At 71.7% G+C, this 7,525-nt stretch carries 7 protein-coding genes; 3 read left to right on the top strand and 4 right to left on the bottom strand.

The window, feature by feature from the left end:
• The first annotated feature begins 78 nt into the window (after positions 1–78).
• On the top strand, positions 79–1,116 hold the full coding sequence (gene pheS / locus ACWCO3_RS28425) for a phenylalanine--tRNA ligase subunit alpha (protein WP_450012953.1): 1,038 nt from the start codon (positions 79–81) through the stop codon (positions 1,114–1,116).
• 40 nt (positions 1,117–1,156) lie between these two features.
• Positions 1,157–3,706 carry a phenylalanine--tRNA ligase subunit beta gene (gene pheT, locus ACWCO3_RS28420; RefSeq protein WP_450012951.1) on the top strand — a complete coding sequence of 850 codons (2,550 nt, stop codon included), beginning with the start codon at positions 1,157–1,159 and terminating at the stop codon, positions 3,704–3,706.
• A gap of 44 nt (positions 3,707–3,750) precedes the next feature.
• Here pheT and ACWCO3_RS28415 read toward each other — a convergent pair whose 3' ends face one another.
• On the bottom strand, positions 3,751–4,620 hold the full coding sequence (locus ACWCO3_RS28415; RefSeq protein ID WP_450012949.1) for a Crp/Fnr family transcriptional regulator: 870 nt from the start codon (positions 4,618–4,620) through the stop codon (positions 3,751–3,753).
• Between the two features lie 224 nt (positions 4,621–4,844).
• On the opposite strand from ACWCO3_RS28415, the gene ACWCO3_RS28410 reads away from it, so the two are divergent.
• Entirely contained in the window at positions 4,845–5,219 is a 375-nt protein-coding gene (locus ACWCO3_RS28410; protein WP_450012947.1) for a hypothetical protein, read from the top strand.
• 442 nt (positions 5,220–5,661) lie between these two features.
• Here the strand turns inward: ACWCO3_RS28410 and ACWCO3_RS28405 are convergent, their stop codons facing one another.
• The 3 genes from ACWCO3_RS28405 to ACWCO3_RS28395 all read right to left on the bottom strand — a co-directional run.
• Entirely contained in the window at positions 5,662–6,369 is a 708-nt protein-coding gene (locus ACWCO3_RS28405) for a methyltransferase domain-containing protein (protein ID WP_244311643.1), read from the bottom strand.
• A complete protein-coding gene (locus ACWCO3_RS28400) occupies positions 6,366–7,046 on the bottom strand; it encodes a TIGR04282 family arsenosugar biosynthesis glycosyltransferase (RefSeq protein WP_145780145.1) in 681 nt (226 codons plus the stop codon). Before ACWCO3_RS28400 ends, ACWCO3_RS28405 begins: the two co-directional genes overlap by 4 nt.
• On the bottom strand, positions 7,043–7,525 hold a 483-nt coding region (locus ACWCO3_RS28395; RefSeq protein ID WP_450012944.1), incomplete at its 5' end, for a glycosyltransferase. The genes ACWCO3_RS28395 and ACWCO3_RS28400, both read right to left, overlap by 4 nt.

Genomic DNA, 7,525 nt, shown 5'->3' with positions numbered 1-7,525 from the left:
CAGGTCGGGCTTGAGCCCACCGGTGGCCCAGGAGGAGAGCCAGGAGACCTCGTCGACGGGCAGCGTCCGGCCAGCACCCTGGTACGCCAGGGACGCCTGGCCGAGGCCGTCGCGGACGCCACGAAGGCGTTCGAGTCCGCCGCCGACCCGGACGCGTTGACCGGGCTGCGCTCGGTGCACCTCGGTGACCGGTCCCCGGTCTCGTTGGCCCGCCGGGAGATCGGCGCGTTGCCGCCGGCCGCGAAGTCCGACGCCGGTAAGCGGGTCAACGAGGCCCGCCGGGCGATCGAGTCCGCGTACGCCGAGCGCGCCGAGGTGGTGGAGCGCGAGCAGGCCCAGCGGGTGCTGGTCGAGGAGCGGGTGGACGTCACCCTGCCCTACGACAGGCGTCCCCGCGGTGCCCGTCACCCGCTGAGCACGCTGATGGAGTCGATCAGCGACCTGTTCGTCGGGATGGGCTACGAGGTGGCCGAGGGGCCCGAGGTCGACCTGGAGTGGGTCAACTTCGACGCGTTGAACATCCCCGCCGACCACCCGGCGCGCGGGTTGATGGACACCTTCCACATCGCATCCGCCGATGGCTCCGCGGGCTCGGGCCTTGTTCTACGAACGCACACGTCGACGGTGCAGACCCGCACGATGCTCAGCCGTAAGCCGCCGATCTACGTGATCGTGCCCGGCCGGGTCTACCGCACCGACGAGATCGACGCCACGCACAGCCCGGTGTTCCACCAGGCCGAGGGCCTGGTCGTCGACAAGGGCATCACCATGGCGCACCTGCGGGGCACGCTCGACCACTTCGCCCGGGCGATGTTCGGCCCGGAGGCGAAGACCCGGTGGCGGCCGCACTACTTCCCGTTCACGGAGCCGTCGGCGGAGTTCGACGTGTGGTTCCCGGAGCACCGCGACGGCCCGCAGTGGGTCGAGTGGGGTGGCTGCGGCATGGTCAACCCTCGGGTGCTGCGCGCCTGCGGCGTCGACCCGGAGGTCTACTCCGGATTCGCGTTCGGCATGGGCATCGACCGGACCCTGATGATCCGGCACGGGGTCAGCGACATCCGCCACCTCTTCGAGGGCGACGTGCGGTTCAGCCGCGCGCTCGGGACCGGGGCGTAGGCGATGCGGGTACGAGACACGGGAACGGTGGTTTGAAGTCATGCGAGTTTCTGTCAGTTGGCTGCGGGAGTACGTCGACCTCCCCGCCGACCTGCCCACCGGTGACCTGGAGCAGGCCCTGGTCGACCTCGGCATCGAGGTCGAGTCCGTGGTGGACCTGGCCGAGTCGGTCACCGGTCAGCTCGTCGTCGGTGAGGTACGCGAGATCGAGGAGCTCACCGGCTTCAAGAAGCCGATCCGGTTCTGCCGGGTGGACGTGGGTGCCGCGAACGGCACAGGGGAGCCGCAGGAGATCGTCTGCGGGGCGCGTAACTTCGCCGTCGGTGACCGGGTGGTGGTGATCCTGCCCGGTGGTGTGCTGCCCGGCGGGTTCGCGATCGGCGCCCGGAAGACGTACGGGCACAACTCGGCGGGCATGATCTGCTCGGCGAAGGAGCTGGGTCTGGGCGACGACCACTCCGGCATCATCGTGCTGGGGCCGGACGTGACGGCCAAGCCGGGCGACGACGCGCGCACGGTGGTCGGTCTCGACGACGTCGTGCTCGACCTGGAGATAACCCCCGACCGGGGGTACGCGCTGAGTCTGCGCGGCCTGGCCCGGGAGTTGTCGCACGCGTTCGAGGTGCCGTTGCGTGACCCGGCTCTGGTGCCCGCGCCGAGGGGCACCGAGACGCCCGCGTACCCGGTGGAGGTCCGCGACACGGTCGGCTGCGACCGGTACGCCGCCCGTTTGGTCCGCGGCGTCGACCCGAACGCGCCCACGCCGTCGTGGATGGCCCAGCGACTCGTCACCGCCGGCATCCGCAGCATCTCGCTGCCCGTCGACATCACCAACTACGTGATGCTGGAGCTGGGCCAGCCGATGCACGCGTTCGACGCCGACCGGATCGCCGGGCCGCTGGTGGTCCGTCGCGCCGAGGCGGGGGAGAAGCTGACCACCCTGGACGGTGTCAACCGGGTGCTCACCGCCGACGACATGGTCATCTGCGACGACACCGGGCCCATCTCGCTCGCCGCGGTGATGGGCGGCGAGACCAGCGAGGTCGTCACCGGCGGCACCACGAACGTCCTCTTCGAGGCGGCCCACTGGGACCCTGCCATGGTCGGGCGCACCGCCCGCCGGCACAAGCTGTTCAGCGAAGCCGCGAAGCGCTGGGAGCGGGGCGTCGACCCCGCCGTGGCGCTTGTCGCGTTGGAACGTGCCGTGGGGCTGCTCACCGAGCACGGCGGTGGCACGCCGGGCGCGGAGATCCTGGATATCGACCACGTCCGGCCGCGTACCCCGATCAGCCTCCCGGCGGACCTGCCGACCCGGCGGGTCGGCGTCGAGTACCCGCCGGCGCGGGTGGTCGCCCTGCTGGAGCGGGTCGGCTGCACCGTCGCGCAGGGTGCCGACCGGCTGTCCGAGGACCCGGGTGCTGTCGGCGTGGCCAGCGGTGTCGGGACGACGCTGAGCGTCACCCCGCCGACCTGGCGGCCCGACCTGACCGACCCGGCCGACCTGGTCGAGGAGGTGGTCCGCCTCGACGGGTACGACAAGGTGCCGTCGGTGCTGCCGACCGCCCCTCCGGGGCGTGGTCTGACCCCGCGGCAGCGTCGCCGCCGGGCCGTCGCCGGTTCGCTGGCCGAGCGGGGGTACGTGGAGGTGCTCGCGCACCCGTTCGTGTCGCCGGAGCTGGCCGACCAGCTCGGCCTGCCGGCCGACGATCCGCGTCGGCCCGCGGTGCGGCTGGCCAACCCGTTGTCCGAGGAGGAGCCGCTGCTGCGCACCACGCTGCTCGGCCCGCTGCTCGGCACCCTCAAGCGCAACCTCGGCCGGGGTCTTCGCGACCTCGCCCTCTACGAGATCGGTGCGGTCTTCCACCCGCGCGTCGGTGCCGGCAGCCCGCCGGCGATGGGCGTGGACCGGCGTCCCACCGACGAGGAGTTCGCCGCCGCCGACGCGGTGGTCCCGGCGCAGCCGGTGCACGTCGCGGCGATGCTTTCCGGCGACATCGACCCGGCCGGTTGGTGGGGTGCGGGTCGACCGGCCGGCTGGGCGGACGCGATCGAGGCGGCCCGGGACGTGTTGGCCGCTGCCGGGATCCCGGACGAGTGGGTCGAGGTGCGAGCGGCCGAGTACGCCCCGTGGCACCCGGGCCGCTGCGCCGAGCTGCTGGTCGACGGCACCGTCGTCGGGCACGCCGGTGAGTTGCACCCGGTGGTCGTCGCGGCGCTGGAGCTGCCCCGTCGCACCTGCGCGATGGAGCTGAACCTCGACGCGTTGCCGCCGAGCCCGGTGACGCCCGCGCCGACGGTCTCCGGCTTCCCGCCGGCGCTCATCGACGTGGCGTTGGTGGTGGACGACTCGGTGCCGGCGGAGCAGGTGCGCCGGGCGCTGGAGGCGGGCGCCGGTGAGCTGCTGGAGGACGTACGGCTGTTCGACGTCTACTCCAGTGCGCAGCTCGGCGAGGGTCGCCGGTCGCTGGCGTACAAGCTGACCTTCCGGGCACCGGATCGGACGCTCACCGGCGAGGAGGCCCTGGCGGCGCGCGACGCGGCCGTCGCTGTCGTGGCGGAACGCTTCGGCGCGACCCTGCGCGGCGCCTGACGGACTCGACGGGCCTCCTCCTGCGGACGGCAGGAGGAGGCCGGTCAGTCGTCGCTGGTTTCCAGGTTGCCGAGTTTGCGCAGGCTCGGCAGATCGCGGACGGTGATCCGCCGGTAGTCGGTGTCGACCAAACCGTCTGTCCGTAGCTCCCGCAGCGCCTTCTGGATGGAGGTCTCGGAGGCGCCGCAGATGGTGGCCAGATCGGGCTGCGTGAGTCGGACGTCGATGATGATGCCGTCCATGCCTTGTCGACCATGGGTTCGGCAGAGTTCCGCGACCACTCGGGCGACACGCAGTTTCACGGGGTACGAGGTGAAGTCGATCCGGCGTCGATTGGACCAGCGCAGCCGGTCGGACACCACGGCGGCGAGTTCGAGGGCGGCGTCGGGGTATTCCTTGAGGAACCGTTTGAACCGGTCCGGCTGGATGACGCTGTACTTCGCCGGTCCGCACGTCGTGACGGTGGCGGAGCGAGGTGCGTTGTTCAGCGCGGACATCTCGCCCACGAGATCACCGCCCACCCGGAGGGACAGCAGAGCGGACCGGCCGTCTGGCAGCGACGCCGTCACCTTCGTCAGGCCCTCTTCGAGGAGCACCAGGTGAGATTCCCGGATGCCTTCGTGGATCACAATCTGTCCGGCGGGTACCTGACGACGGACGCCTAGGCTCAGTAGCGTCATCCGTACTGGCGGCGCGAGCCGTTGCAGGAACGTGCCGTAGGGCCACTCGCCGCCGGACATCTCGCGTGGTCGTCGCATCCGCGGCCTCCTCCTCCAGGGACAGCTGCCGAAGCGTAGCCGCTTCTGTGCGGAGCGCGATGCCCCTGTTTCGGCAACCACCTCGACCAGCAGCCGAACGGCCATGAGAGCCAGTACCGCCATCGGTGACCATTCGAGGGTGAGCAGCAGCTCCACCAGATTCGTCCTCATGCGACAAGGACACCGCGCGGGTGTGTGGCTGACCCCCGAACAGGACGGGATGACTGATTCTCAACTTTCGGCTGTGATGCCGTACTTCTACGGGATCCCGGTCAGCCCTCGTCGGTTCGATGGCTCCTGCGGTGCTTGCCCGCTGGGCGAGCCGGGTGGAGAGGGGCGGGAGCCTGATGCAACATCCCGAACGGCGACTGTTGATATCGGTGGATATGGAGAGGTACAGCCGCCGGAGCAACCTGCAGCAGTATGAGGCGCAACGGCATTTCCGAGAGCTGCTGCACGAGGCCGCTGGCGCTGTCGGCCTGGACCGCGTGGCGTGGACTACCCAGCAGGCGGGCGACGGCGAGCTGGCGATCGTGCCCCGCGAGGTGTCAGAGTCTCGTGAGGGCACGGTGACCCCGGCCGTGGCCAGCACGGCGACACCGGCGACGCCCGCCGCTGTACGCAGGAACGCACGCCGTCCGGACGAGTCTCGGTCGTCCCGTCGCAGAGGCGTGTTCAGCGCCGCGCGGACGATCGGGAGCTTCACCGCGATGTGCAGCAGCACCCCGCCCGCCAGCAGCCAGGCGACCGCGTAGTGCGCTGCCGGGAAGAAGAAGCCCCACGGGTACGACTGGGCGACGTTGAACAGGCCGGTGACCAGTTCGAAGAACGCGGCGCAGACCAGAACCAGGACGGAGATCCGTTCGAGGGCGTGCGCGGACAGTCGGATTGGGTGGCGCACTGGCGGACGGGCGAACAGTCGGGGGTAGACGCTCCACAGCTTGGCCAGCAGCAACGGGATCGCGGCGATTCCGGAGAGCACGTGCGTGCCCTGGGTGATCCGGTAGAGGTTGACCGGTCGACTCGGCCAGGTGAACCAGCCTGGCGGGTGCTGAATGTAGTGGCTGAGGACACCGGTCACGAAGCACAGCCCGAACGCCACCCCGAGCCAGAGACCGAGCCGGGCGGCGACCAGCGAGGAGTGCGACGGGGCGGTGAAGTCCTCGGGGACGGGGACGGGGATGCGGGGGCGGCGGGTCATGCGATCGCCAACTCGGCGAACCAGCGCGGGCCGAGTCGGATCGTGTCCACGACCCGCAGGCCGGCAGCGGCTGCGGCACCGGCCACCGCCTCCGCTCCGACTCGCGCCCAGCGGAACGTCGGTCCCTGTCGTGCCCCTTCGTCGCAGGTTCCGGACAGGACGTACGCCTGCCCCTGCCACAGCCCGGCGCCCGGGGGCTCGACCTCGACCACGAGCGTTCCGTCCGCCGCGATCAACGTGCCGCACCGGCGCAGCAGCCGGACCGGGTCGCCGCCGATGCCGACGTTGCCGTCGACGAGCAGGGCGTGCGCCCACCGGCCCTCGCCGGGAAGTGGTTCGAAGACGTCGCGCCGCAGAGCTACCACACCTCGGCCCCGGGTCAGTCGTACCGCCTCGGCGGAGATGTCCACGCCCAGCGCGACGAGCCCTTGCTGGACGAGCGCCCTGGTCAGTCGCCCGGGACCGCAGCCGAGATCGATCGTGGGGCCGGAGCAGCGTGCGGCGATGGACGTGATGGCCGGTTCGGGCGGGCCGTGCCAGCGCCGCACCGGCAACGGGTCACGTCGCCCGTCGGTGTGCACGAGCCAGTGGTCGGCCTCAGGTGGCGGTGCGACAGGCGTACCGCAGGCGCCCTGGTCGGCGGACCGGCTGTCGAGCCTGCCCCACAGGAGATCGAAGCCATCGAGGGCGATCGTCGAGGTCACCTGAGGCGTCCGTTCGACAGGTGGCCAGCCACCGACTCGACGGCGTCGGCGAACCGGGTGCCGGGCAGGTCGATCGCGACCGCCAGCGCGGCCGGCCAGTCGTCGACGTCCCGTTGAACGGGAAGGATCGCCGGGTCTGTGCCGTGGCCGCGGAGCGCGGCGCGAGTACGTCGACCGGTGTCGTCGGTCGACATGGGCACGTCGCGTAACACCCTCGCGCCCGCCGGGTCGCGTAGCCCGAGCGCCCACCAGCCGCCGTCGAGCGCCGGTCCGAACACCGCCTCGTGGTCGGCGAGCCGTTCCAGCGCGGTGGTGAGCAGGGGCGGGCGGATCTGCGGCGTGTCCATTCCGATCTGCAGCACCGGGCGGCCGGGGAAGGCCGCGGCGGTGTCGGAGTGCGCGTTCGCGAGGCGGTCGGCGAAGGTGTCGCCGCGCTGTGGAAGGAGGTGCCAACCCGCCAGCGCGGCGGTCAGTTCCGCGCCGTGCTCGGCGTCGGCGAACCGGCCGGTGTACGCCAGCACGGGGATCGTCGACGGTGTGGCGCGCACCGCCGCGAGGGTGTCCAACAACGCCGCCGCCGCGATACGGGCCGCCTGGGTGGGACTCGCCGGCGGGCAGAGTCGTGTCTTGGCCAGCCCCGGAACCGGTGCCTTGGCGACCACGAGCAGGACGTTCACCGGTCACCACCGGCGTCGGCGCGTAACACTCCGGCGAAGTCCCGGGCCGCCCGCACCGTGCCCCGGACCGACCCGGAGACCTTCGACCTGGTTCCGGCGGCCCGGGGAGCGTAGGCGACGTCCAGCTCGACGATCCGCCAGCCTGCCTGGGCCGCGCGGAGCAGCAGTTCCAACGGATAACCGAACGCGCGGTCGTCGACGCCGAGTCCCACCAGCGCCGCCCGGTGGGCCACCCGGATCGGGCTGATGTCGTGGACCGGTACGCCCCGGCGCCGCAGCAGCGCGGCGACCAGGGCGTTTCCGGTTCGGGCATGCCACGGCCAGGCGTCCGCCGAAACCGGCCGACGCCGCCCGACGGCGAGATCCGCCCGGCCGTCGAGCACCGTCGCGACCAGTCTGGGCAACTCGGCCGGGTCGAACGAGCCGTCCGCGTCGAGGACGCAGACCAGCTCGGCGTCCGCAGTCAGCAGGCCGGTGTG

This window comes from Micromonospora sp. NPDC002411 (assembly GCF_053592955.1).
The sequence above is the reverse complement of the archived record's forward strand: the minus strand, read 5'-3'. Positions and strand labels throughout refer to the sequence as shown.

Bases quoted from the DNA above. Each gene is read 5' to 3' on its own strand.
- pheT (WP_450012951.1), top strand. From the start codon at position 1,157: ATGCGAGTTTCTGTCAGTTGGCTGCGGGAGTACGTCGACCTCCCCGCC.